Source organism: Shewanella sp. UCD-KL21, from assembly GCF_001957135.1.
Taxonomy (GTDB): domain Bacteria; phylum Pseudomonadota; class Gammaproteobacteria; order Enterobacterales; family Shewanellaceae; genus Shewanella.
In genome coordinates this window covers 18,763-43,302 of the sequence record NZ_MPHK01000011.1, presented here as the reverse complement: position 1 = coordinate 43,302, position 24,540 = coordinate 18,763, and the positions used below count along the sequence as shown (strand labels likewise).

General features: G+C 43.8%; 21 protein-coding genes. 12 read left to right on the top strand and 9 right to left on the bottom strand.

Features of this window, described 5'->3' with window-relative positions; translation table 11 throughout:
* Positions 1–13: 13 nt before the first annotated feature.
* The 5 genes from BM739_RS11425 to pepN all read left to right on the top strand — a co-directional run bounded on the left by BM739_RS11425 (position 14) and on the right by pepN (position 5,657).
* On the top strand, positions 14–226 hold the full coding sequence (locus BM739_RS11425) for a SlyX family protein (protein ID WP_076540726.1): 213 nt from the start codon (positions 14–16) through the stop codon (positions 224–226).
* A gap of 134 nt (positions 227–360) precedes the next feature.
* Complete coding sequence (gene def / locus BM739_RS11420) at positions 361–897, top strand: peptide deformylase (RefSeq protein WP_076540724.1); 537 nt, start codon at positions 361–363, stop codon at positions 895–897.
* Entirely contained in the window at positions 897–2,264 is a 1,368-nt protein-coding gene (locus tag BM739_RS11415) for a COG3014 family protein (protein WP_139326876.1), read from the top strand. The genes def and BM739_RS11415 overlap by 1 nt, the downstream gene beginning before the upstream one ends.
* 68 nt (positions 2,265–2,332) lie before the next feature.
* The gene (gene lpoB / locus BM739_RS11410; RefSeq protein ID WP_175609517.1) at positions 2,333–2,926 is read left to right on the top strand and encodes a penicillin-binding protein activator LpoB; all 594 of its coding nucleotides are present in this window, start codon (positions 2,333–2,335) and stop codon (positions 2,924–2,926) included.
* Between the two features lie 97 nt (positions 2,927–3,023).
* Positions 3,024–5,657, top strand: a complete 2,634-nt coding sequence (pepN, locus tag BM739_RS11405; RefSeq protein ID WP_076540718.1) for an aminopeptidase N — start codon at positions 3,024–3,026, stop codon at positions 5,655–5,657.
* Positions 5,658–5,712: 55 nt separating this feature from the next.
* On the opposite strand, the gene BM739_RS11400 is transcribed toward pepN, so the two are convergent.
* Positions 5,713–7,050 carry an endonuclease/exonuclease/phosphatase family protein gene (locus BM739_RS11400; RefSeq protein ID WP_254843536.1) on the bottom strand — a complete coding sequence of 446 codons (1,338 nt, stop codon included), beginning with the start codon at positions 7,048–7,050 and terminating at the stop codon, positions 5,713–5,715.
* Between the two features lie 204 nt (positions 7,051–7,254).
* Between BM739_RS11400 and BM739_RS11395 the strand changes: the two genes are divergently transcribed.
* The 3 genes from BM739_RS11395 to BM739_RS11385 all read left to right on the top strand — a co-directional run bounded on the left by BM739_RS11395 (position 7,255) and on the right by BM739_RS11385 (position 10,068).
* Positions 7,255–8,631, top strand: a complete 1,377-nt coding sequence (locus BM739_RS11395) for a DUF4397 domain-containing protein (protein WP_076540716.1) — start codon at positions 7,255–7,257, stop codon at positions 8,629–8,631.
* Between the two features lie 181 nt (positions 8,632–8,812).
* Positions 8,813–9,376 carry a CIA30 family protein gene (locus tag BM739_RS11390; protein WP_083698137.1) on the top strand — a complete coding sequence of 188 codons (564 nt, stop codon included), beginning with the start codon at positions 8,813–8,815 and terminating at the stop codon, positions 9,374–9,376.
* A 92-nt stretch (positions 9,377–9,468) separates the two neighbouring features.
* Complete coding sequence (locus BM739_RS11385) at positions 9,469–10,068, top strand: HAD family hydrolase (RefSeq protein WP_076540712.1); 600 nt, start codon at positions 9,469–9,471, stop codon at positions 10,066–10,068.
* A gap of 159 nt (positions 10,069–10,227) precedes the next feature.
* On the opposite strand, the gene BM739_RS11380 is transcribed toward BM739_RS11385, so the two are convergent.
* Entirely contained in the window at positions 10,228–10,821 is a 594-nt protein-coding gene (locus BM739_RS11380; protein ID WP_076540711.1) for a hypothetical protein, read from the bottom strand.
* A gap of 1,145 nt (positions 10,822–11,966) precedes the next feature.
* On the opposite strand from BM739_RS11380, the gene BM739_RS11375 reads away from it, so the two are divergent.
* On the top strand, positions 11,967–12,182 hold the full coding sequence (locus tag BM739_RS11375; RefSeq protein WP_076540709.1) for a TIGR02450 family Trp-rich protein: 216 nt from the start codon (positions 11,967–11,969) through the stop codon (positions 12,180–12,182).
* Here the strand turns inward: BM739_RS11375 and BM739_RS11370 are convergent, their stop codons facing one another.
* The 3 genes from BM739_RS11370 to BM739_RS11360 form a co-directional block, all read right to left on the bottom strand.
* A complete protein-coding gene (locus tag BM739_RS11370; RefSeq protein ID WP_076540708.1) occupies positions 12,183–12,854 on the bottom strand; it encodes a nitroreductase family protein in 672 nt (223 codons plus the stop codon).
* Between the two features lie 63 nt (positions 12,855–12,917).
* A complete protein-coding gene (locus BM739_RS11365) occupies positions 12,918–13,091 on the bottom strand; it encodes a YbaM family protein (RefSeq protein ID WP_076540706.1) in 174 nt (57 codons plus the stop codon).
* A gap of 154 nt (positions 13,092–13,245) precedes the next feature.
* Positions 13,246–13,620, bottom strand: a complete 375-nt coding sequence (locus BM739_RS11360) for a PH domain-containing protein (RefSeq protein ID WP_076540704.1) — start codon at positions 13,618–13,620, stop codon at positions 13,246–13,248.
* A 313-nt stretch (positions 13,621–13,933) separates the two neighbouring features.
* On the opposite strand from BM739_RS11360, the gene BM739_RS11355 reads away from it, so the two are divergent.
* A complete protein-coding gene (locus tag BM739_RS11355; RefSeq protein WP_076540702.1) occupies positions 13,934–14,650 on the top strand; it encodes a hypothetical protein in 717 nt (238 codons plus the stop codon).
* A 182-nt stretch (positions 14,651–14,832) separates the two neighbouring features.
* On the opposite strand, the gene cydC is transcribed toward BM739_RS11355, so the two are convergent.
* Positions 14,833–16,620: a cysteine/glutathione ABC transporter ATP-binding protein/permease CydC gene (gene cydC / locus BM739_RS11350; RefSeq protein ID WP_076540700.1), complete on the bottom strand. Its 1,788-nt coding sequence runs from the start codon at positions 16,618–16,620 to the stop codon at positions 14,833–14,835.
* Entirely contained in the window at positions 16,620–18,506 is a 1,887-nt protein-coding gene (gene cydD, locus BM739_RS11345) for a cysteine/glutathione ABC transporter permease/ATP-binding protein CydD (protein ID WP_076540698.1), read from the bottom strand. The genes cydC and cydD overlap by 1 nt, the downstream gene beginning before the upstream one ends.
* Before the next feature lie 350 nt (positions 18,507–18,856).
* On the opposite strand from cydD, the gene BM739_RS11340 reads away from it, so the two are divergent.
* Positions 18,857–19,738, top strand: coding sequence for a sensor domain-containing diguanylate cyclase (locus BM739_RS11340; RefSeq protein WP_076540697.1), 882 nt, complete (start codon positions 18,857–18,859; stop codon positions 19,736–19,738).
* 69 nt (positions 19,739–19,807) lie between these two features.
* On the opposite strand, the gene BM739_RS11335 is transcribed toward BM739_RS11340, so the two are convergent.
* On the bottom strand, positions 19,808–20,881 hold the full coding sequence (locus BM739_RS11335) for a DUF3626 domain-containing protein (RefSeq protein ID WP_076540695.1): 1,074 nt from the start codon (positions 20,879–20,881) through the stop codon (positions 19,808–19,810).
* Positions 20,882–21,158: 277 nt separating this feature from the next.
* Between BM739_RS11335 and BM739_RS11330 the strand changes: the two genes are divergently transcribed.
* Complete coding sequence (locus tag BM739_RS11330) at positions 21,159–22,574, top strand: DEAD/DEAH box helicase (protein WP_076540693.1); 1,416 nt, start codon at positions 21,159–21,161, stop codon at positions 22,572–22,574.
* A gap of 312 nt (positions 22,575–22,886) precedes the next feature.
* On the opposite strand, the gene dbpA is transcribed toward BM739_RS11330, so the two are convergent.
* Positions 22,887–24,290, bottom strand: a complete 1,404-nt coding sequence (gene dbpA, locus BM739_RS11325) for an ATP-dependent RNA helicase DbpA (RefSeq protein WP_076540692.1) — start codon at positions 24,288–24,290, stop codon at positions 22,887–22,889.
* Positions 24,291–24,540: the final 250 nt, after the last annotated feature.

Genomic DNA, 24,540 nt, shown 5'->3' with positions numbered 1-24,540 from the left:
TTGGAGAAGGTTAATGCAAGATGTACATCAAAAAATTGATGATTTAGAAATGAAAGTGGCTTTTCAAGAAGCAACCATTGAAGATCTCAATCAAGAAGTGATTAAATTAAATGACCTTGTTGCGTTTCAGCAGCATCAATTGTCATTAATCGTCAATAAACTACAAGCGATTGAACCCAGTAATATGGCTTCTCAAGCAGATGAAACACCACCGCCACATTATTAATCTATGCTATATAAGCCATGATGAGCTAAGCCGCTATGAGCTAGCTTTTAGATAACGTGGTCGCTTTATTATTAACATTAAAGAGTCAAGAATTCGCTTGATGCTATCAAGCTGAATTTTCAGTAAGGGATTATATGCTAGAAAGTAACATTCTCACGATTGCTAAAACCGGTGCCGCTATATTAACTCACCAAACTCAGCCCGTTGTTACTTTTGATCAAGCTCTGATTCAGCTAACCGACGATATGATGGCCACCATGTTGGCAGCCAATGGTGTCGGGATCGCTGCGCCACAAGTGTTTAGTAATAAAGCGGTATTTATTATGCATTCAAGGCCCAATGCGCGTTACCCCTCAATACCCACAAGCCAAGCAATCATAGTTATCAACCCGAAAATTATCAGCGGTTCATTAGCGATGGAAGCGGCGACTGAAGGATGTTTATCAATCGATAACCAGCGCGTTAGCGTCTATCGTCATAAACACATTAACGTTGAATATCAAAACTTACGCGGTGAGCGGGTGCAGCAGCAATTGAGCGGCTTTGATGCCCGCATTTTTCAACATGAATTTGATCATTTACAAGGTATTACTTTGCTAGAAAGGATAAATATGCCAGATCAGCAACAGGCCTTCGACCAAGAAAAATCACGGTTGCAGGACGTATGCTAATGAAAGCACTGATCAGTATTTTCCTATTGCCAATCCTGTTATCAGGCTGCGCTTATAATAGCGTGCTGATCAACTACCCTTCGCAAATTGCACCGATTAAACAGCAACTCAGTGGCCCAACACCTAGCGCTAAACTCAATGAGTTGGCCGGTGAAATTGATACCAATGATGGCCTACTTTACGCCCAAGAAGCTGGCCGAGTCGCGCAAATATCGGGTGATTTTGATGCCAGTAAAAACTATTACCAACAAGCGATTAAAGCCTATCAAGCCTTTGATGACAGAGCCGTTATTAGCGCCTCAGACTTAACCGCCACCGCCAGTAGCCTAGTATTAAACGACAATGCCATTCCATATCGCGGCCCAGGCTATGAGCGCATTATGCTGCACCAATACCAAGCCTTTAACTATTTATTTGCCGGTGATGCCCAAGGGGCGTTAATTGAAGTGCGCCGCAGTAATGAGCTGCAAAGCAGTGAGCAGGCGCGTTACCAGAAATCGCAAAAATCAGTGCAAGCCATGGCCAATGGCACCATTGATGCCGAGTTAAATAAATTAGGCTCGGCTGCTGGCACAGTCACCAGCTCCTTTTTAAATGCCTACAGCTATTACACCACCGGCTTACTACATGAGTTATTGGGCGAGCCCAATGATGCCTATATTGATTACCGTAAAGCGGCTCAAATAAGCCCAAATAATAAATACCTACAACAAGATTTAGTCAGGTTAGCCAAGCAACTTTCAATGCCGCAATACGATGAGTTTAAACGCCGTTGGGGAGACGCCATTTTACCCAAACAAGGCCAAGGTCAGGTGGTGATGGTGGTTGAACGTGGCTTTGTGCCCGAAAAGCAAAGCCTCACAGTGCCGTTTACGATTAATGGCAACTGGCAAACGGTGTCATTAGCCACTTACCAGCCCTATAACCAAGTTATCCCGCCCTCAATCATTCAAGGATTTGGCACTGTGCTAAAAGCACAGCCCATTGCCAATATTGATGCCTTAGCCATTAATGCCTTAAAAGAAGATTTACCCGGCTCATTGGTTCGACAAGCTGCGCGGGTCTATACTAAATCAGAGTTTACTCGTAGCGTCGAAAGTGGCAGTAAGCGCCGTAATAATGAAGCCGATGCCGCCGCCATATTAATGCAAATATTCAATGTGGTGACCGAGCAGGCCGACCGAAGAAGTTGGCTAACGCTGCCAAGGCAAGCGCAAATAGCGCGCCAATATATTGAGCCCGGCGCCTATCAAGTCAGCCTAGGTAACAGCCCAGCTGCAACCATTAATGTTCAAGCTAATCGGGCCACCTTAATTTGGGTAATAGAAACTGGTAATCAAACCCGTTTTTATTCAATAATAATTTAATACGACTCATATTTAACGCGACTTTTTAAAAACAACAACTTTACCTTTTATCTAACATGGAACTTACTATGAAACATTTTAAACTGATTTTTGTTTTAGCTGCGGTTATTGGGCTATCAGCGTGTCAATCTAAGGTTGAGTATGGCGACGCCACAGAAGTAGAAACCGTGAATGAAAACTTTGGTTCAACGGATCTACAAGTCATTGCCGCTAAAATGGTCGACAGCATGTTAACCTTCCCACCAGTGATCGTGATGACCCAAAACGATCGCCCAATTATTTTCGTTGATAAAATTAAAAATAAAACCTCAGAGCACATCGATACTGAGTCAGTGACTGACACCATCAGTAACAAGCTATTACGCTCAGGTAAGTTCCGCTTTATTGATATGACCAAAGTCGATTCAGTACGTAAGCAGCTTGATTACCAAAACAATGCTGGCATGGTTGACCCATCAACTGCGATTAAGTTTGGCCGCCAAGTGGGCGCGCAATACATGCTATACGGCAATCTTTCTAGCATCGTAAAACAAGATGGCAGCACTAAAGATGTTTACTATAAAATGACCATGCGTCTTATGGATCTTGAAACTGGCTTAATTGAATGGTCTGATGAAAAAGAAATCCGTAAAGTAAAATCGAAGTCTTTCTTAGGCATGTAAGCCTATTCGATTTACAATCATAAGCCGACGTCACGTCGGCTTTTTTATAGCAAAAATAACAATAATAAAAACATCAAATTAGGTTAGGGAAGAATTTGTGAACTCGTTTAAGTCTGCGCTTATTGCACTGGTCTGCACCAGTTTATTTGCCTGTAATGCCACCGCGCCCAATATCAAACCCCGAGATGGCAGCGCGAACATCACTCAGGGCCAAGCCCAAGCTCGCTCAAATCTGGTGTCAGAGGTAGATTACCAACTCAGTTTTACCCTCACGGGTGAAACCCGCTTTGAGGCCATTAGCAAAATAGATTTTAGCCTTGCAAGCACAGCAGAAGCCTTAACCATCGACTTAAACCAAGCCAATATCAGCAAATTATTGATTAATGGCAAAAGCCTTTACCCTAACTACAATGGCGCATACCTCACCATTAACCCGCAGCTATTATCAAGCGGCAAAAACACCATTGAGATAAGCTACAGCCGCGAGCACAGTACCAATGGTGAAGGCTTACATCGCTTTGTCGACCCCGTTGATGGCAAAGTATATTTGTATTCCCATTTTGAACCCGCTGCAGCCCAGCAAATGTTTGCCGTGTTTGACCAACCCGATTTAAAAGCCAGCTTTCAAATTACTGTTGAAGCGCCGCCAAGCTGGCAGGTGATCAGCACTATGGCTGAAACCCATGTTGAAGATCTTGGCGACAGCAAAATTTGGACTTTCCCAGCGACGCCAAAACTAAGCCCTTATAACTTCTCTATGCACGCAGGGCCGTATCATGTGTGGCAAGATAACTCCGGCAAATACCCCATGCGTTTATTTGCTCGCCAATCGGTGGCAGAGCAAGTTAACTATCAAGATTGGTTTACCTTCACCAAGCAAGGCCTGGGCTTCTTCGATGATTACTTTGGTATTGACTACCCTTTTAAAAAGTACGACCAATTATTAGTGCCGGACTTTCTCTATGGCGCAATGGAAAATGCTGGCGCCATTACCTACTCAGAAAGCCGCTTTATGGTAAAAGACACCATGACCGCTGCCCAAAGGCAGCGGTTAGCTGGGGTGATCATGCATGAAATGGCGCACCAGTGGTTTGGCAATTTAGTGACCATGAAATGGTGGAATGGCTTATGGCTCAACGAAAGTTTTGCCTCCTTTATGGGCACCTTGGCCACCAGCGAAGCCACCGAATTTAACCACGCTTGGCGCAGCTTTTACGCCAGCGGCAAGCTAAAGGCGTATCAGCAAGATAGCCTAGTGACCACTCACCCCATCGAAGTTCCTGTGGCCAGTAGCAATAATGCCTTTGATAATATTGACGCCATTACCTATTCAAAAGGGGCGTCGGTGTTAATGCAATTACGCCATTTACTGGGCGCAGAGACATTCCAACAAGGGGTGCAGCAATACCTTAAAACATACAGCTATCAAAATGCCCAGTTAGCGGATTTTATTAATAGCCTTGCCAAAGCCAGTAATCGCGACTTAAGCCAGTGGACACAGGAGTGGCTTTACCAAGCTGGGGTTAACACCTTAACAGCCCAATACCAATGTGAAGACCATCGCATCAGCCAGTTCTCATTGCTGCAAAGCGCTCCAAGTGAAGATTTAGCCACCCTGCGAGAACAAAAAGTACAAGTGGCATTATTTAGAGCAGCGCGGCATTTTATCCACCATAGCACCACGGTAGCGGTCACTTATAAAGGCGCAGTTACCGAGGTCCCTGAGCTTGTAGGCGAGTATTGCCCCGATTTGGTTTACCCAAATTTTGATGATTGGGGCTTTGTAAAAGTTGAGTTAGATCAGCGCTCATTTAACACGGTAAAGCAGCAGTTAGCTAAGGTCAGTGACCCATTACTACGGTCAATGTTATGGCAAAGCATGTGGGACAGTGTTAGCGATGGCAACAGCTCATTAAAGCAGTTTATTAATGTCGCCTTAGTTAATGCCCCCTTAGAAAAAGACTACACCATTTTAGGCCAAGTCATTGGCTACTTAACTGAGGTGCAAAAAAACCTTCATAGCATGGCGCCAAACCATAAATCTTATGCCACTAAAGTCAGCAAAGCGCTAACACAAATGAGCCTGCGCATGACCATGGAGCACCAAGACCATGCTGATTTTCAGCGCCGCTGGTTTGATGCTTATATTAGCTTAGCCAGCGACAATGCCGCCCTTGGGCATTTAGCCGATATTTTGGAGGGCATTGCGCCGATTAAAGGCTTAAGTATCAGTCAGGATTTACGCTGGAAAATAATCATTCAATTAAACCGCTATGATTACCCTAATAGCGCGGCATTGCTGGCCAAAGAAAAACAACAAGATAACAGCGACAGTGGCCAAAAATCTGCCATTGCCGCAGAAGTGTCTCGCCCCCAAGCTAGCCTTAAACGTCAATGGCTACACAAGATACAAGATGACAGCCGATTGCCCTTTGCCAAAGCCCGTATCGCCATGGATCACCTTTATCCCAGCGAACAAAAGCTATTGAGCGCCGCCACTGCGGAGCAGCGTTTAGATACGCTAAGTGAGATTGATAAAAAAGGCCCAGTATTTATGCGCGCTTATAACCGGGCATTAATCCCCATGGACTGCACCAATGCCAATATTGAAGCTTTATCTGAAGTGTTAAATACCCAAACGGGATTATCGAAAATGACTCGGCGGGCACTGCTAGAAGCCCGCCAACAGGAACAAACCTGTGTCAGCATGAGTGAGGCCTTAGCAAGATAACAATAAGCGAGCGCTAGCTTTTTTAACTCGCGCTAGCTTTTGAACTTGCGCTAGCCTAGCGCCTAACGCTAAAGGTCATCATTATAGGCGCGTGATCAGTACTATCACTGTCACGCTCATAGTCTGGCCTAACTAAGTGCCTATCGTAAGTTTGATAACCACTCACTTCCGCCAAATTGCGTGGGTGAGCGGCATCAAACTCACAACTTGCCAAAATATAATCTAATACCGAGCCAGTATTGCCATAATAATGGGTGGCTGCCCTTTGAAGCTTATGCAAGTTAACCCCTGGCAACACATCATCCACATCAGTGCCGCTATCATCGTCATGCACAGCAGATTCATATTCATCTTGAGCTAAGCTGGCATTAAGCTTTTGCCCTGCTTGGAACAACTCATAACTATCAAATAAACTAAAGCGTTCAAACTCAGCTTTAAGATTAACGTCATTCAATACTTTAAGGTTTGGATCGATAATATCGCTTCTAAACACTCGTTTGCTATTAGCCCTAAAAGCCTCCAGCGCAGTGCTGTGCAATGCATCATTAAAATCACCCATTAATAACACCGGCAACTGATTCGCTTGGCGGCGTTTGGCAATTTCATAAAATAATAATGCCGCTTCGCTGCCCCTTTGCATGTTCGATGCCCATGTACCAAGAGCTTGTCTGGCCATAATATCAGCGCCGCCGGTCATGCCGGTATCGGCTAAAGTGTCGATACCCATGCCACTGCGTTTAGATTTTAAATGCACCACGTAACACTCGCATTCGCCAAAATTGGGAATGTTAACCCTTGCCAGTAACGGTTGACGACTAAAGCTAAAATCGCTGGCAATGCCCATCAGTGGCAATAGTGATTCATCAACGCTAATTAACGCGGTTTCGGTGATCGGAAACTTAGAGGCCAGCGCCACCACAGGGCTTTGATAAACATAGTCACTGACTAAGGTTGGCTCATCTAATACCGCAAAATAGTCATAGCCTAAAGGGAGCAATAACGCTTTTAAGGCATCGGGGCTAAAGACTTCTTGAAAGCCAATAATGTCAGGTTGTTGCTCGGTGACATATTCAGTTAACCAGCGGCATTTTTTTTGCCACTGCTGATGGGAATAGATGTTTTCAAAATCATAATAAGCCGCAGGTGGCTCGATAAAATTGAATAAATTAAACGAGGCAATGCGAAACTGATGCTCGGTTTTTTGTTCAACGTTAACGGCATCGCTAGAAGCTAATTCAGCTTCGATTTTTGACTCGACTTTTGACTCGATTTGAACAGCGACTTCTGCCGCCACTGGTCGTGATAGATCGTTTTTTTGATCTTTTTGCAGATCTTTTTCTATATTTTTTTTAAGATCTTTATTGAGGCTATTTTGACGGCTTTTTGAACTCACACGCGACACCTTACAACACCGATTAAGGCTACAGATTATCCGCTATTCACCCCCATGTCGATGTTTGTCATAGCGACTAAAAATCACCCTATTAAAATCTCTAAAACCAACATTTGTGCTTAAAGATTAAACAAAAATATGATCCTAAATTAGCAAGTGCCGTATTACCCCTCGACATGACAACATGAATTCGAGGATTTACAGATGAAACGGAAATACTCTCTAGGCCTATGCTTTTCACTGATCGCCTTAACAGCTTGTTCAGATGATGACGATAATAACGTTACCATCACAGAAACCCCCAAAATTGATTATGCTCAAGTGCGAGTAATACACGCATCAAGCGATGCGCCTATGGTAAACGTCACTGCCGATGGCGCTCAGCTATTAGCAGATGTCGATTACGCCGTTTCAAGTGGGCTATTAGAAGTTGAAGCCTCAACCTATGCGATTACCGTTGATGCAAAGCTTGCTGATGGCACCACCACAACCGTATTGTCAGTTGACTTAGCCGCCGCTGCAGATATGGAATACACCGCCGTTGCTTTAGGTAACGTCAGCGATGAAAACCTGATGCTTAAAGTGGTTGCTAATGAAAAAGCCGACATCACCGCAGACAACGCCCGAGTGCAAGTATTACATGCCGCACCTGATGTGGGTTTAGTGGATATTTATGTTACCGAGCCAATGGCTGACATCGCCATGATGGAGCCAACCCTATCGGCTAATTACATGGATAACAGTGATCAGCTTGAAGTGCCGACCGCTGATTACCAAATTCGAATTACCCCAAATGGTGACAAAACCGTGGTGTTTGATTCAGGCACAGTCAATTTAGCCGCAGGTAATGATTACTTCATTTCAGCAATTCCAAATGAGTGGTCAGGTGACTCACCTGTAGCACTGCTAGTGGCATTACCCGATGCACAAGTGCTTTTAAATGATGTGAGCAGTGGTAGCGAGATCCGTGTAGTCCATGCCGTCGCCGACGCACCCGCTGTTGATGTGTTTCTTGATGGCAGCATGACTCCCGCTATCGACATGCTATCGTTTGGCCAATTTGCAGGTTACGTCAACATTCCTGAAGGCATGCACACAGTCACTGTGGCAGCAGATGCTGATAACTCAGTTGAAGTGATCACTGATGCCGAAGTCGATTTAATGCTAGGTGCCAGCTACTCAGTGCTCGCGGTCGGCTCTTTATCTGACAACGATATTAGCCCTTGGGCCTTTGCCGAACACACACGCCGCATTGCAACTGAAGCTAGATTAAACGTCATCCACGCTTCGTACTCTGCTGGTAATGTCGATGTTTATTTAACCCCAACAGCCGACATCAGTGCATCAGAGCCTGCGCTAACAGATGTGCCATTTAAAGCTGCGTCAGGTAGCTTAAGTGTTGCTCCGGGTGATTACACCGTAAGCGTCACAGTAACAGGCACTAAAACAGTCGCTATCGGCCCATTAGCAGTAACTTTTGCAGCCAATGGCTTATACAGCGTAGCCGCAGTGGATGCTGAAAATGACACTTCTATGTTCTCGGTTATTTTAATGGATGACTTTGTTGCAGAAGAAGAGTAACAACCAATTGAATACTGATATCTAGTCAGTATGAGTATTGATTAAACACGATTTACCCATCCCCGTGTTGCCTTTTGCGACTTATCCCTCACCCAGATAAGTCGCTTTTTTTCACTAAAATCATCAATCAAAACCATCACTCAACTTAAATGCCAGCTAAACAACCTTGAGGCACAGCATTATGCTAAAGTTATTTCCGCTTTATATTGTCACTTTGGTGCTATTTCATTTACTCAGCATAAAGGCTTTCGCCATGGAAATTCAGTTTGATAACCCCAACCATGTCACAGAGGGCAGAATCAGTAATGACACGGTAATGGGCGGATTATCGGCAAGTCAGCTTGACTCTCAACAAGGCCAAAATGCCGTATTTAGCGGTAATGTCTCACTAGATAATAATGGCGGCTTTGCCTCGATAGAGTTTCAATTACGTCAAGCAACCCCTTATAGTGACCGTATAACCCTTAAGGTATTTGGTGACGGTAAACGCTATCAATTACGCCTAAAAACCGCCAAACTCAGCTTTGGTGAAGCTTATGCCGCCGACTTTGATACGCAAGCAGGCCAATGGAGTGAACACACATTTACCAGCACAGATTTTCAGCCACGTTTTCGGGGTAGAAATATCAGCGCGCCAGCGTTAAAATTTGCTGATATCAGCCGTATTGGCTTACTGATCGCCGCCAAGCAACAAGGTCCATTTAGTATTACCTTAGATACGCTGGTATTTGATAGCCATATATAGACATAAGCTAAGCACAAGCTGAGTAGAATCAGAACACAAGCACGAAAGGCTATCGCCCATCAACACCCTATTTTTGACTGCAAGGATTAGCAATGAAAAGTTTGGCCGGCATTAAAGGCGTCATTTTTGATTTAGATGGCACCTTGGTTGAATCAGCACTGGATTTTAGCCAAATAAAACAAGAGTTAGGTTGCCCTTTTGATGTTGACCTACTGGATTTTGTTGCCGATATTACCCACCCGCCTTTGCGAGATAGAGCCAACCAAATTATCTTGGCCCATGAAACGCAAGACGCCACTAACGCCAAAGCCTTGCCGCATATGCATGAATTGCTCAGCAGCATTGAACGATTAAGTTTGCCCAGCGCCATTGTTACCCGCAACAGTAAAGCGGCCACGGCCACTAAGCTTAGGCAAAATAATATAAGCCTTGAACTGGTATTAACCCGCGAGTGTTACCCCGCCAAACCCGCCCCAGATGCACTGCTGGCCATCGCCACCACTTGGGATATCGCCCCTGCGTCACTGATTTATGTAGGGGATTATTTATATGATATTCAAGCGGCGAAAAATGCAGGAATGAAGTCGGTGTTTATCAACCACAATAAGCAGCCTGATTATCAATCTCAAGCTGATTTTATTGTGAATGATTTACGACAATTACAACAAGCTATTTTAGCGCAAAGTAGCTAGCTACTTTAGCGGCATAATTGGGATTGGTTTGTAACTTGTTTTTGGACAAAAAGTGGGTTAGTAACGCCAGCTTAAGCGGACTAAAATTGTGGGTTACAATGTGAAGTGAATCGAAACTAACCCACTGCTTTAGTTACATTTAAGTACCTTGTTAAATTGCTAGCCAGCAAGTGCTGTCAATAGAAAGGAGCCTATAGACGCAATACTACCCGCATGAGGTAAAGCAGAGATCAAAGTGTTTAAAACCGCTTTACTTGGTTTCTCAGAGTTCATCTGACATTCAATTGCATCTACTATATCTAACGCATCTCTTTTTTCTTCTGTGCTTTTTATAAGGCGACTAACTTCAGTTCTTAATAACTCAATATGTTCAGCTATGTCAGAATTTGAATTCACAATATTTGTAGAATTATCAACTGAGTTATTATTTACACGTGCATTTTCACCATGAAAATTATAAGTGATATTTTTGATTGCAGTCTCAGCCTCAGGAATTCCAAGCTTTTTATACGTCGCTTTATATCCAGAAGGCAATTGCCCCATTCCAGAATAAAAGCCAGGATCTATTACTTCAAACGTATCCTCCAATCCATTAGGGAGTTTTCTTATGAGCAAATCACCTGTCTCTATTTGTAGATCATCACGTTCAGTCATTATAAATTTAGGGACTACAAGTGAGTTAATATTCTCAAATACGTTGCCATTTTGTTTTTGTAGAATTAATTTATCTTTCATCATATTCGATAGTGACATGAAAACTCCATTTGCAATTTAACAGCTTATTATCCAGCGTCTCGGATAAATCCCTGCTTATAATTAATTTTTAATTTAACTTATCACGTAAACTACTGATGTAAAATGGCTAACACCTACGTTGTTGGCCACATTAAGATTAATCACTCCGCAAAGTTGAGCCTGAACATTTATCGGGTCCATTGCCACTCAACGTGAATAACGTAAACCCTTGAAATATATAAGTTAATTTCAACCTCAAATTTATCGATGCCAATTGACCTGATTTGGACTTAGATAATAATGAAAATTCTTAGAGGAGGATTATAACTGCGTTAATACGCAGTGATATTAAAGCTTTAAACTTCATTTATATTGGCTCAGTTACAGCAGGTCATGACTTCAATCTAATCCATTGCCTGCCGCAGGCTTATGTGCAAGCACGACTGTGACACGCTGCAAGTTCGTCCCTGAAAGCTCGGCCATGACGTCCATGTCATGGACGGTCACAGCCGCGCTTACACTGGGATTTTCATATCTTCGATTTAACTTCATTTGTGGCAATTAAAAAAAGCTAAAAAGACTGAGAATCTAATCAGCTAAAAGACTCAATTTGAATTGAGGACGTTGAAGAAAATAGCGTGATGCTCACATGGATGTGAGCATAGCTTTCGAGGTGCATGGATGCACCATCGGAAGCTTTAGCATTTTCGAATAAGGCCGAAGTTAGCGACAAACGAAGTTAAAAGCTGGATCAATCCCCATCGAAAATTATGCGCTTTTCAGCATTTTTCGTCGGGGCGCTGGGGGATATCCAAAAGGGGAACAAGCGCTTTTCCCCTTTTGGTCTGGTGTGGGCGAAGCGCCACGACGTTAATCCAAACGAAGTTTGGAAATATAGAAAGGAAACCAACAGTCTAAATCTGATGTAGGTGGAAAACCTGCGATGTTAATCCAAACGGAGTTTGGAAATACTGAAAGTAAACCAACAGTCTACATCTAGAGAATGTGAAAAAACCACAATGTTAATCCAAACAGAGTTTGGAAATAGAACCCTTCTATAGCTGAACCTTTTAACTCACTTCAACGTAATGAAGTAAATAAACAATCATATGAGATATAGACCCAGAGCATATGAAATATAGACCGCCAACTAGGAAAAATGAATGAACCCATTACACCCAAAAAAGTTACTTCATAGTAAATGGACTAAGGTCAATGTGACCGAAAAACTAAAACACTTTTCGGTCACAAAAGTCAGTTTTGATGAACAACAAAATGTGATTGAATGCTTAATTAGAGCTGAGCTAAACGGTCAAGAATTTGCTATCAATTGGCGTGAGTTAAAACAAACCAGCCTGTGGTTACAAGGCTGGAAGTAATCATAAAAAATCACATATTTCAGTTAACGATTTCTTGTGTAAAGCATGCTCTGGCACTGTGGCATTCTCATCAGGATACCCCACCACAATCAGCATATAAGGTCGCTCATTGTCATTATCGCGGCCGCACACCTTACTTAAAAACGACATAGGTTTTGGGGTGTGGGTTAACGTGCCAAGGCCTGCATGATGCAGCGCTTGAATTAAAAAGCCTGTGGCGATGCCTACCGACTCATGCACGTAATAATTCTGCTTTTGCTCACCATTATCTTCACTGCGTTTTTTCGAAAACACCGCTATTAACCAAGGCGCGGTTTCTAGATAAGGTTTACTCGCATTAGTGCCTAATGGCTTTAAATTATCGAGCCACTCTTCACCGCCGCGACCGGCATAAAACGCTTGTTCGATGGCTTCAGCTTGCTGGCGAATTTGCGCTTTAATCTCAGGGTTGCTGATGGCGACAAAGTGCCACGGCTGATGATTTGCGCCATTTGGCGCGGTTCCTGCGGCTAAAATACATTGCTCAATAATGTCTTGAGGAACTGCCCTATCAGAAAACTTACGAATAGAATGGCGGCGCTTGACCTCTTGGTAATTTTGCTGCGCCCGCTTAATCATATCTGCTTGGGAATATTCAATGAAATCAGTAAGTGGTAAATGAGCTTCAGCCATGTGTGTTCCTTATTATTTTAGTTCGAGCTATTGAGCAGCGCCAAAGCCATTACACAGGCTAAGTTACACGCCCTGTTGCTGCTTTGTTTTGAAATCAGCTAAGGTGATTTCTAATGCCTCAATAGCCGTTGCGGTATCTATTTTGTTTTCTTCGAGTAACTGAATTAAATCGACCGCAAGTTGAATGGATTTAGGGGCATCATTCAAAGGAGATGGTTGCGGGTTGTTAGTGGTCATTTGCGTTATCCAATATGTAAAGTAGGCCTAACCATACGCAGCTAATGATTGCGTTATGGCTCAGCCGATATGTTAACTCAGTATTCGTTTTTAGCCAGCGGTTTATGGTAAGGCTTTAGCTGGCTGCTTTGTTATAAAACACATTAACTCGCGATTAAAGTGAAAAGTTAGCAATGGCTTTTTGAATGCCCACCACATCAGTGCCTTTTTTTAGCTCTTTAACTATGGGTTGCTCAGTGCCTGAAATATAAATTTTCAGCTCTGCATCCATATCAAAGGTGCCTGCAGTTTCCACAATAAAGTGGGTCATCGATTTATAGGCGATTGAGTGATAGCTGACTTTCTTACCTGTCATGCCTTGCTTATCGATTAAAATAAGCCGTTTGTCGGTAAACACAAACATATCGCGGATCAATTTATAGCCCAAATGCACTGACTCATTGTCAGCTAAAATTGGCGCTAACTCTTGCTCTAGCTCGGCTAAATCAACTTCTGACGAGTTGCCTAATATCGCATCAAAGAATCCCATAACGTCTCCCTGTTTTTATGTTTTCAAACTGAATGGTCAGCTTATTCATTATATTTATGCCACAAAATACTGCGCTATCTTGATGATATTAACAAGCTTATTCCATGCTAAAACCAACACTTATTAGCTATTCAATGACAGCAGCTATGCATTGAGAAGCCTGCAATTACCTATGCAATCACCTGTTCAATTACCTATGCAGCAGCGCTTTTGTGCGTACTTATTTTGAGCCGTATTAACAAGCTTATTTCATGCTAAAATCGACACTTATTAGCTGTTAAATGGCAGCAGGCTTGGAACTTTAGGAAACAATATGAATGCTGCAATAATTGGTGCCACAGGGCTTATTGGTACAAATGTCTTGGCTGGGTTGCTGGCTGATGAGCGCTACCACAAGGTAGTGGTTTTAGGTCGACGCCTGCCACAACTGGCTGAAGGTACCCACGGCAGCGATAAACTTAGCTTTATTCAGTGTCAGCTGGAAGATATCCCAACGCTATCGATACCTATGGATATCGATCATGCATTTTGTTGTTTAGGCACCACCATTAAGCAAGCTGGTAGCCAAGATAATTTTAAAAAAGTCGATGTGACTGCCGTTATTGATTTCGCTAAGTTAATCCAACAACATCAGCTCCGCAGCAACCGTTCAAAGCCATGGTCTTTTTTGCTGGTCACCGCATTAGATGCTAATGCAGATTCAAGCATTTTTTATAATCGCGTTAAGGGCGAAGTGCAACAAGCTTTAGTCGCGCTTAACTTGCCCAAGTTAATGATATTTCAGCCAAGTTTATTATTAGGTCAGCGCCAAAGTCAGCGAGCGCTTGAGGATGTAGGCCAAAGGTTATTTAAACTCACTTCAGGCTTGTTTATCGGCCCACTTGTGAAATATAAGCCCATAAGCGGCGAGCGAGTGGCAAAAGTGATGTTGCAGACAGCGATGCAAAATGAGCTGCAGACAGCCGCAAATAACCACACCCCAGCAGTGCAAATTATAGATAACAAAGCCATGCATTTAAGCACTAAATAACTTATTCATTTCCATAAAAAAGGCGCTTATTATAAGCGCCTTGATTAATTAGCCTTGTTATTTAGAAGCTTATTTGATGAAAGCTTATTCATTAAAAGCTTATTCATTAAAAGCTTATTCATTAGAAGCTTAGCCGATGAAGGCTAGTGGATAAATTAACACTAGCCTTAAAAATTAGCCGATTAGTCTCTGGCTAAATGGCGGTATAGGCCTTGGTATTCAGCACAATCCTTCATTAACGCTTCATGGGTGCCACTGGCAGCAATCAGTCCATTATCCAGCATATGAATTTGATCCATCTCAGCCATGGCGGTGAGTCTGTGGCTTATCATCAGTAAGGTTTTACCTTCAGCAAACTTAAACAGTAAACGTAAAATTTCCCGTTCGGTGCGCTTATCAAGCCCTTCGGTTGGCTCATCAAGCAATAAAATAGGCGCATCACGCAGTAATGCACGAGCCACCCCAATTCGGCGCTGCTCGCCACCTGATAACTGACGCCCGCCTTCACCAATCCAACTGTCTAAACCAATTTCTTCACCGCGATCTGTCGCCGTGACTGACTCAAGTAACGTGCCTAAGCCCACTTGCTTTAATACTGCAATTAAGCGCTGATCATTGGCTTTTTTCTTTTGCCCCTCAACATGAGGTAAGGCAATGCTCAAGTTATCGCGCACAGTACCTGCAAATAAATGAACCCGCTGACTTACCACAGTCATTGCGTTGCGTAATGCCGCTTCATCATAGTCAGCAATATCATGGCCTGATAATCTAATTTGACCTTGTTGCGGCATCCACTCACGGGTGATCAGTGCAAGCAAGCTTGATTTACCACAGCCCGTTGGCCCAAGTAAGGCCACTTTTTGGCCTTGGCTTATGTGTAAATTAACCCCGGTTAAAATTGACCGCTCAGCTTGATAGCCAAAGTGAATATCGTTTAATTCAAGTTCCGCACCGCCCAATTCAACCCCTTGATATTGGCGCTCACCGTACTGAATATCCCCTTGCTGATCGGTAATTTCAGTAATACGTTTAGCCGATAACACACAGCTAGATAAATGCTGAAACGCCCCTGAAATTGGCATCATCATTTCAATTGACGCCATAGTGGCAAATACCATGGTCGCCATTAAGGGGCCGGGCGGCACCTGCTCGCCAACGCCTTGTCCGGCAAGATATAACATCATGACTACCGCAAAACCGTTCACCGCAATCAATAGCCCTTGGCTAAAACCAGTAATATTGGCCATGGCGGTTTGGCTGTTAAATAAGGCGGTTTCAGCATCACGTAATTTTTGTCTATAACGATCATTAGCTGCAAAAATGCTTAATTCAGCTTGTCCCTGAATCACATCAAGGATTAACACTCTAAAGTGGCGCTTAGCATCTACCACAGCCTCACCAGGCTTTCTGCCTAAGCGATAGAATATCAATGGCAGCACAATCCATACACTCAGCAACAAACCACACAGGCTTAACGCTAAGGTTAAATCAAACCATGATAAAAATGCATACAAGGCAATGATGGTCAAAAGCGACGCGGTCATTGGCACCAGTAAGCGTAAATACAAATGATCTAAGGTATCAATATCGGCCACTAGGCGGTTCAGCATGTCGCCTTGTCGTAACCCTTGCAGATTACTGGCACTAAGCGGAAACAGCTTTTTCCAAGACCAAACTCGTAAATCCGTGAGTAATTTAAAGGTCGCTTCATGGGTGGCTAAGCGCTCACCATAACGACTTGCGGTGCGGGCAATGGAGAAAAATCGCACTCCACCAGCAGGGGTAAAAAAGTTAAAGGCTAATGCCGTGGCTGCAGTTAAACCCGCGATGGCGGTTGCGGATAAAAACCAGCCCGATAACGACAATAAACCAATACCCGTGAGGATAGTGCTACAGGTAAGAAACAAGCCAATGGCCATCATCAGCCATTGGCGCTTAAACAATTTAAGGAACGGATATAAAACTTGCATTATTTATCCTCCTTAGTGCCAATACTCTCGCCTGTTTCAGCGTGATTCTCTAAGTGCGCCGCGTCAGTATCAGCTGCCAAATCAGCAGCAATAAACAGTGATAAACCATCATCTTGTTGCTGCATTGATTTAAATAAACCCGGTTGCTGGCTGAGGGTTTTATAGTCGCCTTGCTGCACAAGCTTGCCGTTATCAATCACTAATATATTGTCCATATCTTGAAGCTGGTCTAATCGATGGGTGATCATCAAACTGGTTTGCTGCTGTTTGGCTTGATTCAGCGCCGCGCTAACCAACTGCTCACTTTGGTTATCAAGGCTGGCCGTAGGTTCATCCAATAAGAACAAACTCGCAGGTTGCGATAACGCCCGCGCAAGGGCAATACGCTGGGCCTGACCCACTGAAATACCCGCTGATTGATCACTAATAATGGCATCAAGCCCCTGAGGGTGCGCCTGAACAAAATCGGCAATATTGGCTTGTTGCAGTAACGCCATAATCTCAGCATCGCTGAGCTGTGCATTACCTAGGCTGACATTGTCGCGAATGGTGCCATGGAACAACTGTGGGTCTTGACCTAACCATGCAAGCCTTGAGCGCCAATAATCTTTATCAAGCAAACTCAGCTCAGCGGCATTAATTTGCAGCGAACCTCTATAGGGTAAAAAGCCCAGCAAGGCATTTAATAAACTGGTTTTACCGGCGCCACTTGGGCCAACAATAGCAATATGCTCGCCGGCTTTAATGCTAAATGAAATCGGCCCTAATAAGGGTTTGCCCTCTAGGGTGAGCACTTCAAGGTTTGATGCGGTAATCACAATTTTACTGAGGTCGGTATTGCGCAGCTGGCCTGTTTGCTCGCTAAAGTTTTCGTCAACTTGCTTTAATGGATTAGGATGCTCAAGAAGTTCTACCAAGGCTTCTGCTGCGCCAATGGCTTGCGCTTTAGCATGGTAATGGGTACCTAAATCACGTAATGGCTGAAAAAATTCAGGTGCTAAAATCAACACAAACATGCCGGTAAATAAGCTGATTTTAACCCCGTAATGACCAAAGTTAAGATGCTCGAGATAACTAAAGCCAAAATACACCGCCAGCACGGCGATAGACAGCGCAGCAAAAAACTCCAGTACCGCTGAACTTAAAAATGCCATTCTCAGCACTGACATAGTGCGTTGTCTAAAGTCTTCTGAGGCGGTTTCGATTTGCTTTACTTCGGTTTCACCACGGTGAAACAGCTTAAGAGTACTTAAGCCTTTTAAGCGATCCATAAAGTGGCCGCTTAAACGCGACAGCGCGCTGAAGTTTTTACGGTTAGCATCGGCGGCGCCCATGCCCACTAAAATCATAAACATAGGGATTAACGGCGCGGTGGCCAGTAAAATGACTCCAGAGGCCCAGTTAAGCGGAAATACCGCCACTAGAATAATCAGCGGAATAAACGCGGCTAGCATCATTTGTGGTAAATATTTAGCATAAAAGTCGTGTAAGTCTTCAACTTGCTCAAGGACCACACTGGCCCATGCCCCTGCGGGTTTACCTTGAATAAAAGCGGGACCTAAGTCGGTAAGTTTATTGAGCACAGCTTCACGAATGTCACCACGAAGGCGTTTACCCGCTTCAAAGCTCAAGCGTTCTCTGGCGTATGCCAGCACTGCTCTGACTAAAATCAAACTGATTAAAGCGCCAAATTGCAGCTTAAAACTGCCCATGGGTAATTCCAGCATGATCACCCCATGCAGAATGGTCGCCAGTAAATAAGCTTGGGCAACAATTGCCACACCATTAGCGGCCCCGGTAAAGATGGCTAATTTAAGGAAAATACCACAAGATGATTTCTGCGATTTAAGCCAGTGAGTGAGGGACTTTTCTAAAGTTTTATCCATTAGATTCCTGAAGATAAATAGGCCAAGACTGGCGCGGTAAAGTGTGGAAAATTGCCGCAGTATCGCAAGCTAAAGCCCTAGATTACAGCCGCCACCTTAGAAGTGTTAACTGACTCACACATTACTAATAAAAATTATAGTAGGTAAAGCTTATTAACCTGGTTTACAGGGTTAAAAAATCAGCTTAAAAACCACAGCGGCTTTGATGACCTGTGCCAGCAAAAATCTCCATGACTAAAACCATAAATATTGCTATGTTCAAATATTACCCATTGACAAATACTCGGGTTCTACCCACATTGAGTTAGTCCCTTTTTATGACAAAAAATTCACCTTGGAGATGCAATTAAATGCAATTTGATCTTCCTGCACTTCGGGCGCAAGCATTTGATTATTTATTCGATGCCGTTGTGGTTACCGACGCTAAAGGGGTTGTGATTGATTGGAACGCGGGCTCTGAATCTTTATATGGCTATAGTAAAGCCGAGATACTGGGTCAGCACGTCAGTATTTTGCATGCGCCGGAGGATACTGAATCTATCACCGAGCAAGTGATGTCTGCAGTGGCCACGCATGGCAAGTGGAGCGGTGAAATTCGCTTTAAACATCAAGATGGCACCATCGGCTGGATTGAGTCTATGTGCATCCCGCTGTTTGATGAACAACAGCAGTTTATCGGCGCACTCGGCATCAACCGCGATATCACCAAGCGCATTGAAGATGCCCAGCGGTTATTAAACCTTGCCTATTACGATCAACTCACCCAAATGCCCAACCGTCACTTACTCACAGACAGAGTCGGACAATATATCGAAAGAGCCAAACGCAACAACAGTCGTTTTTGTCTGTTTTATATTGATTTAGATGACTTTAAAAAGGTCAATGACAGCCTAGGTCATAACGAAGGTGATCAAGTGCTAATAGAAGTGGGACGCAGGTTAAATGCCCAAATCAGAGATGCTGACACCATTGCTAGAATGGGTGGCGATGAGTTTGTGTTAATGATTGAAGGCATTCACGATAACAACGACATTGCCGCTGTGGCAGATACCTTAATTGCATGTTTATATAAGCCCTTTCAATTAAGTGGACAGTCGGTAAACGTTAATTGCAGTATTGGCATCGCCACTTACCCTGATTCGGGTGAATGCTTTGATAGTTTGATTAAATCAGCTGACTTTGCCATGTACAAATCCAAACGCCAAGGCGGAGCAACCTATCGTTTTAGCTAACCTTATCAGGCTGCTGGTTTAGCTACTGGCTTTAGCAACAGGCTTTAGCTACTGGCTTTAGCAAGTCGCTTAAACCGTTGGATCCGTTGGCGCAATCGCACCAAATTTCACTAACACATGCCAGATTAACTTCAGCTGCTGTAACTGCTGCGCTTGTTTACCGCGTTCACTCCATGACATTGGCTTTAAGCTGAGATCCATTGCCGCTTTGCCAATTAATTGCGCGCTGATTAAGCCGTCTTTCGCAATTGCTTGAGCAAGCGCAGGCATATCAGGACCACGAAAGTCTTTTGGCACATTATCAAGGGTTAATTGATAACCCTGATGCCACAGCAGTGTGATGTCATATTCCTCACAGAGGGCTTGCATGCAATCCCCCACTTCTGTTTGTTTAAAGCTAGGGTCAGCCACCAAGTAGGCAATATCATCATCCAGTGATACATCTCCGTGGATCTGCGCTTCGATATAATGATCAAGATTACATAAGGGCTGGCGAGTAAAGCGTGCATTAACTCCCACAGGTAGCTGCTGTAAATGGGTAATAATCTGCGCCGGTTTGATATTCGCCAGCCCCAGCGCATAGTGGCGCTCAAAACTTTCACTCAGTAACGCCGCTAAAATCACTTCAAAACACTGCAGCGTGCCCTTTTCTTTTGGCAAGCGATATGAATCCATATAACTAAAACTGCAGCGAGATAACACCTGGGGCTGGGTAATGAAGTAACAACTACCAAAACGAGGCGCTGGGCCTAGTGGGCACAAGCCTAAATCTAAGGCGCCATATTTGGGCCGATGTTTTACCCCAGAGTAGCATTGGCCAAATAGTTGGTTCTCCCAATGATCTCGAGGGCCACCTAATTCAGGTGATAACTGGCCATTGGAGATATGAGTCTCAAACTGGGTTTTATAATAGCCATCTTTTAATAGCCCCGCTGCCACACTGAGCCCGCGACTATCAATGCGATCGGGATGAAAATGCAGTGCCACTTGGCCGTGACCATGTAACTTTTTCATCCCCTGCTGCAGATCTTGGCTGGAAACATTAGACATGAGCAAAATATTTTTAATCACCGAACTGGCTTGTTCACGAAGGCAAGCCAGCGTTTTTTCAATATGAACTTGCGCGGCAAACTGCGGTTTCATTTATCGCGACTCCATTCGGTAAGTGATTGTATTTCATTGTATGTTAAATAGCCGACTTTGCCATCAAAGATTAATCCTTATTCATCGTTTTCGGCCATTGTGCTGAGTGGAAATACCGCTAGCACCAGCGTTAGCCGCGGTTATCAAAGCCTAAGGCCAAGGGTTAAATTGGCGATTTATTAGCACTTATGCACCTATTCAGGTAAGCTTCACGCCCGCCACATTCTGGCTCCCATTTATTGTAAACAACGTTAGCGTTGACCAAAGAGATCATTCTATGAGTTTTGCCTCCCTTGGCTTAAGTGCAGCAATTTTAAAAGCTGTTGAAAAACAAGGCTATGACACGCCTTCCGCTATTCAAGCACAAGCGATCCCTGCTGTACTTGAAGGCAAAGATGTTATGGCTGCAGCACAAACCGGTACCGGCAAGACAGCAGGTTTTACCCTGCCACTACTAGAACTACTTTCAAAAGGTCAACGTGCACAGCGCGGACAAGTTAGAGCTTTGGTGTTAACTCCAACACGTGAATTAGCCGCTCAAGTTGCCGAAAGCGTGTCAACGTACGGTGCTAATTTACCGCTTAAATCTGCAGTTGTATTTGGCGGCGTATCAATCAACCCGCAAATTGCAGCATTAAGAAATGGCGTTGATGTCTTGGTGGCAACACCGGGTCGATTATTAGATTTATGCCAACAAAAAGTATTGAGCTTTAGTCAGCTTGAAGTACTTATTTTGGATGAAGCCGACAGAATGCTGGATATGGGCTTTATTCGTGACATTAAGAAAATCTTAGCCATGTTGCCAAAGCAACGTCAGAACTTAATGTTCTCAGCCACCTTCTCAGATGAAATTCGCGAGCTGGCTAAAGGCTTAGTCAATAACCCAGTTGAAATTTCAGTAACGCCACGTAACGCAACAGCGAACACGGTTGATCAAGCGGTATACGCCATTGATAAAAGCCGTAAAGCTAAAATTCTAACCAAGCTAATTAAAGAAAATGATTGGCATCAAGTGTTAGTTTTTTCACGCACCAAACATGGCGCCAACCGCTTAGCAAAAAACCTAGAAGCTGATGGTATTAAAGCGGTTGCTATTCATGGCAACAAGAGTCAAAGCGCTCGTACTAAAGCTTTAGCTGACTTTAAAGCGGGTACTGCACAAGTGATGGTGGCAACCGATATCGCTGCCCGTGGTATCGATATTGACCAACTGCCATTTGTGGTTAACTTTGACTTACCGAATGTGCCTGAAGATTATGTGCATCGTATTGGCCGTACTGGCCGTGCGGGTGCTTCTGGTCAAGCGGTATCATTAGTAAGTGATGAAGAAGTCAAATTACTGCATGATATTGAGCGTCTTATTAAGCGCGTAATTGAACGTAAACAAATTGCCGGTTATGAAGCATGTCATACTTTACCTGAGCCGAATTTAAATCGCGCTGGTGGCCACAACAGCAACCATAAAAAGCCGAATCCAAATCGCCGTAAGCATGCTAGCCAAAACAATAATGATAACTCAGCCAGACCTGAATCTAGACATAGTGCGCGCCAGAATTCGCGCGCTGATGCCTCGGCAAATTCAACTGCGGCTAAAAAGCCACAACGTCGCCGTCAAGGTAACAATAGCGCCAATAGCGCAGCTTCTGGCAGTGTGAATCCTTACGCTAATGCAAGACCTAAGTCCCGTGACTAGCTAGTCGCAGTGGCTTAATCAGCACAATAAAAAGGTATGAAGACAATGGTTTTCATACCTTTTTTTGGGGCTTTTTTAGTTGAGTGCTACGGTACTAAGGCAAGGTCGACACTGATTAATATGCTATTCAAAGTCGATAACAGTCAAGCGACTGCTGCAGAGACTCAACAAAATAAATAGCACTGAGCCATAAATAGATACAAAAAAGCGAGTTTAGTTTTCACTAAGCTCGCTTTTTTATGAGCAACTCATTTTACAAGAATCGACCTCTAAGAATTCATTCTACAAAAACGAATGCGACAAGATTTTATTCTACAAGAACCAAGCGCGGTAGGTTTTACCTTTTAAGCGGCCTTTAGTGATCTTGTTCAGGGCTTTTTTAGACGCAGTGCGTTTAACCGCCACAAATGAGCGAATATCAGTAACTTTAATTTTACCAATGTCAGCACCATCAATGCCATTCTCGCCAGTTAAACCACCAACGATATCGCCAGGGCGAACCTTATGCTTCTTACCAGCATCGATTTGAATGGTAACCATCTCAGCTTCAAGTGGCGTTTTCGTTAACGCGCTCATTGGTGGTAATGCTTCACCGTCAATTTCACGGCCAATAAGCTCACCGATTTCAACCATACGATGACCATCTTCATGGCTGTAGAAAGTATAAGCTGCGCCAGTACTACCTGCGCGGCCTGTTCGGCCAATACGGTGAATGTGTACTTCGGTATCGTAGGCAATGTGATAGTTAAATACCGCGTCTAAGTCTTCGATATCTAAACCACGAGAAGCCACATCGGTTGCCACTAATACGCGGGCACTTTTGTTGGCAAAACGCAGTAACATTTGATCGCGCTCGCGCTGCTCTAAGTCGCCATGTAAGGCTAGTACGCTAAAACCTTGCTCAGCTAACGTATCCGCCACTTTTTGAGTTTCACGGCGGGTGTTACAAAACACCACTGCACTTTCAGGCTGCTTATCCAGTAGTAATAACTGTAAAGCCTCCATACGGGCATGATTATCTTCGGTTAGATAAAAATGCTGATCGATAGTGAGGTTGTCGTGCGTCGCTTCAACCTTAACCATTAATGGCTTATACATGATTTGATCAGCAACCTGCTTAATTTGCTCAGGGAAGGTCGCGCTAAATAGCAAGGTTTGACGCTCACGCGGCGTGTCTTCAATAATTTGATCTAATTGCTGCTGAAAGCCCATTTCTAACATGCGATCAGCTTCATCTAAAATCAGCATGTTAACGTTGCTCAAATCTAAGCGATTGCGATCAAGATGATCAACAATACGTCCTGGGGTGCCAACAATAATGTGCGCGCCATGTTCCAAAGAACCAATTTGTGGTCCCATTGGTACGCCGCCACACAATGTCAGCACTTTCACGTTATGAATGCCGCGAGCTAGCGTACGGATCTCTTTTGCCACTTGGTCGGCAAGTTCACGTGTTGGGCACAACACCATGGTTTGAATGCGAAAACGTTTCACATCTAACTTGTTAAGTAAGCCCAAACCAAATGCTGCAGTTTTACCTGAGCCGGTTTTTCCTTGGCCAATCACGTCATCACCTGCAAGGATTGCAGGTAAGCTCTCAGCTTGAATTTGAGTCATAGACTCGAATCCCATGGTTTTGAGATTTTCAAGCAAATCAGGTTTAAGATTTAGTGATGCGAAAGCCGTATTAGCGGCTTGTTGAGTAGACTGACTCAAGGCGAATATCCTCTGATATAAAACGGGTACTGAAACAAAACGAGTACAAACAACATGGCCAAGATATTAATACCTTGGCCAAATCATAATTGCGTATTGTAGCAATTTTATCCGCAGATCGCAGATATATCTTTACTAAATAACCGTCCTGAATAGCCCTTGGTGGTAATAAGCTGTAGCTGGTTCTATTTTCGCTTGGGTTTTAACCTCAAATAGACTTTTGCTTATTTAACGATCTTCCAATGAGCAA

Bases quoted from the DNA above. Each gene is read 5' to 3' on its own strand.
- BM739_RS11335 (WP_076540695.1), bottom strand. From the start codon at position 20,881: ATGAAACCGCAGTTTGCCGCGCAAGTTCATATTGAAAAAACGCTGGCT.
- BM739_RS11415 (WP_139326876.1), top strand. From the start codon at position 897: ATGAAAGCACTGATCAGTATTTTCCTATTGCCAATCCTGTTATCAGGC.
- BM739_RS11375 (WP_076540709.1), top strand. From the start codon at position 11,967: ATGAACCCATTACACCCAAAAAAGTTACTTCATAGTAAATGGACTAAG.
- BM739_RS11330 (WP_076540693.1), top strand. From the start codon at position 21,159: ATGAGTTTTGCCTCCCTTGGCTTAAGTGCAGCAATTTTAAAAGCTGTT.
- BM739_RS11360 (WP_076540704.1), bottom strand. From the start codon at position 13,620: ATGGGATTCTTTGATGCGATATTAGGCAACTCGTCAGAAGTTGATTTA.
- BM739_RS11390 (WP_083698137.1), top strand. From the start codon at position 8,813: ATGCTAAAGTTATTTCCGCTTTATATTGTCACTTTGGTGCTATTTCAT.
- def (WP_076540724.1), top strand. From the start codon at position 361: ATGCTAGAAAGTAACATTCTCACGATTGCTAAAACCGGTGCCGCTATA.
- BM739_RS11395 (WP_076540716.1), top strand. From the start codon at position 7,255: ATGAAACGGAAATACTCTCTAGGCCTATGCTTTTCACTGATCGCCTTA.
- BM739_RS11425 (WP_076540726.1), top strand. From the start codon at position 14: ATGCAAGATGTACATCAAAAAATTGATGATTTAGAAATGAAAGTGGCT.
- BM739_RS11380 (WP_076540711.1), bottom strand. From the start codon at position 10,821: ATGTCACTATCGAATATGATGAAAGATAAATTAATTCTACAAAAACAA.
- BM739_RS11365 (WP_076540706.1), bottom strand. From the start codon at position 13,091: ATGACCACTAACAACCCGCAACCATCTCCTTTGAATGATGCCCCTAAA.
- BM739_RS11340 (WP_076540697.1), top strand. From the start codon at position 18,857: ATGCAATTTGATCTTCCTGCACTTCGGGCGCAAGCATTTGATTATTTA.
- lpoB (WP_175609517.1), top strand. From the start codon at position 2,333: ATGAAACATTTTAAACTGATTTTTGTTTTAGCTGCGGTTATTGGGCTA.
- cydC (WP_076540700.1), bottom strand. From the start codon at position 16,620: ATGCAAGTTTTATATCCGTTCCTTAAATTGTTTAAGCGCCAATGGCTG.
- BM739_RS11370 (WP_076540708.1), bottom strand. From the start codon at position 12,854: ATGGCTGAAGCTCATTTACCACTTACTGATTTCATTGAATATTCCCAA.
- BM739_RS11355 (WP_076540702.1), top strand. From the start codon at position 13,934: ATGAATGCTGCAATAATTGGTGCCACAGGGCTTATTGGTACAAATGTC.
- BM739_RS11385 (WP_076540712.1), top strand. From the start codon at position 9,469: ATGAAAAGTTTGGCCGGCATTAAAGGCGTCATTTTTGATTTAGATGGC.
- cydD (WP_076540698.1), bottom strand. From the start codon at position 18,506: ATGGATAAAACTTTAGAAAAGTCCCTCACTCACTGGCTTAAATCGCAG.